This window comes from Amycolatopsis sp. NPDC059235, assembly GCF_042754125.1.
In the GTDB taxonomy this organism is placed as follows: Bacteria; Actinomycetota; Actinomycetes; order Mycobacteriales; family Pseudonocardiaceae; genus Amycolatopsis; species Amycolatopsis albidoflava.
In genome coordinates this window covers 1-1,952 of the sequence record NZ_JBHZAG010000186.1, presented here as the reverse complement: position 1 = coordinate 1,952, position 1,952 = coordinate 1, and the positions used below count along the sequence as shown (strand labels likewise).

The following is a 1,952-nucleotide window of genomic DNA, read 5'->3' as shown; positions in this document are numbered from 1 at the left end:
CGAAAATCAAAAGGGATTGTTAAGCCGGAACGGGAAGAAATGAAGTTCGGAGACATAAAAAAAGTAGTGGGTTCGGCAAAACCACACTACGAGAAAAGTTATCATGTCGAAAATGACAATTTTGAAAACACAATTTCGTTTCTCCAGTATAACACAAAACGTGATTTTTGAAGCAAAACGGTTCCTCTTTATGGAGCCGTTTTTTTTATTTCCCGAAGGGTTATTTGTCAGAATGACAAACCGATTTCGAGCCGGCGAGAACCCATTGTCACACCACGATTTAGGGGGTGTGTATAAATGGGCACTCTCTGTGAAATTTGAAGCTTTGAAATTCCGAATGGCGCACTTATACACTCTGTCGAGTGAGTGCTAAAATGCTGAAGCATTTCCGTCAAGCGTGTGGAGGAATCTTGTAGAGAGATATAGCATAGATACCCGTATCTCTAGAGATATTTTGGTATATCCCTGCTATATCTATGGGGTATCTATGCTATATCTTTGGCTTCAAAAACGGCACCTGTTCTAAGAGCATAGAAACTCAACAGGCACAGCCTGTTTGACACCCTTTTTTTTAGGGTGGCACCGAGTTTCCTTATGCTCTTTTTCTCTGAAGCTAAACCTGTTTTATATGTCGTAGTCTTTTTATTGGGAGTGACCCCTTGCTGTACAATTTCCGGAGGTGCCGATAAGGGACGAATTTTCCCTTGTCGGTTGCCTTTGGGGATTGTAAGGGGTGGAGGCTCGGAATCAAAAGGAAACGAAATATCATTCCGAGTGTGCTTCTTTTTTCTGTTCTTGAATTCTATTATTTCCAATGTTAGAATTATGTTAACAACTTGTTAGGAGTGTGTTTGGATGGAAGAGAAAAAACAAATTGGACCTCGAATTACTGTTGAAACATTTAAAAAGCTAGAGTTATTAGCCGAACATTTTACAAAACACAATGAATTTGGAAGAGTTTCAAAAGATGCTGTAATTGAGTTTGCTATTAAGGAATTGTATAGGGACTATTTGGGAAAAGGACGCTAATTTTTGTTGAAAAACTGACTTCGGATTTGGGGTTCTTTATTATTAACTTGATTTTAATTAAACATTACAGGAAAAATTGAGGGGAAATGGATGGATAAACGCAATGGTGACGCGGTTTTCATAGCTCCAAATGATGTTGTAAAAGTGACCACTATGAATCACGTCATTGAAGTTCAGCATATGGAGAAGATGAACCGGAAAAATAATATCAAAAAATTGGACAAGGATAGGTTTGTAGACCTCTCTACTGGGGAGATCCGGGAGTTCGAGCATTCGGAAAATCGGCAGGAAAATTATAATTCTTTGAGACAAACCTTTAAGAAGCTGCGTTATTTGATAAATAACAATTTTATAGGACGGCCAAATGAATTACATATAACTTTGACATACAAGAAAAATATGACGGACACGAAAAAACTTTATAGTGATTTTCAAAATTTTATCGACAGGTTGCGTTATAAATACAAGAAAGAAAGTTCGATAGATTATTTATCGGTGGTAGAGCCACAAGGACGTGGAGCCTGGCATTGTCATGTTTTAATGCGCTTTAATGATTTGGATAAGATTTATATTAAAAATGCTGAATTAAGGAGTCTATGGGGTTTAGGATTTGTAACAATCAAGTCATTAAAGGATATAGACAACATAGGAGCCTATTTGAGCGCTTATTTGACTGATATAGACCTAGAAGATGTCCAAGACAGGGAAACAGCCTTAAAAGTGGCTTCAGAGGGCTGTGAGGTGCAAACAAAGATCGTAGAAGGTCGGGAAAAGAAATTTTTAAAAGGCGGACGGCTGCACATGTATCCTTCCGGAATGAATATGTATCGAAAATCAAAAGGGATTGTTAAGCCGGAACGGGAAGAAATGAAGTTCGGAGACATAAAAAAAGTAGTGGGTTCGGCAAAACCACACTACGAGAA

The 1,952-nt window shown here is 38.1% G+C and carries 2 protein-coding genes; both read left to right on the top strand.

The genetic code is table 11. From position 1 onward, the window contains the following. Nucleotides 1–855: 855 nt before the first annotated feature. Nucleotides 856–1,029, top strand: coding sequence for a hypothetical protein (locus tag ACFXI3_RS47070; RefSeq protein ID WP_375839303.1), 174 nt, complete (start codon nt 856–858; stop codon nt 1,027–1,029). Between the two features lie 90 nt (nt 1,030–1,119). Continuing rightward, nucleotides 1,120–1,952 (top strand): hypothetical protein (locus tag ACFXI3_RS47065; RefSeq protein WP_378408747.1); only part of this gene is annotated, 833 nt, incomplete at its 3' end.

What these genes read in the sequence shown, in the direction of transcription:
- ACFXI3_RS47070 (WP_375839303.1), top strand. Translation starts at nt 856, where the DNA reads ATGGAAGAGAAAAAACAAATTGGACCTCGAATTACTGTTGAAACATTT.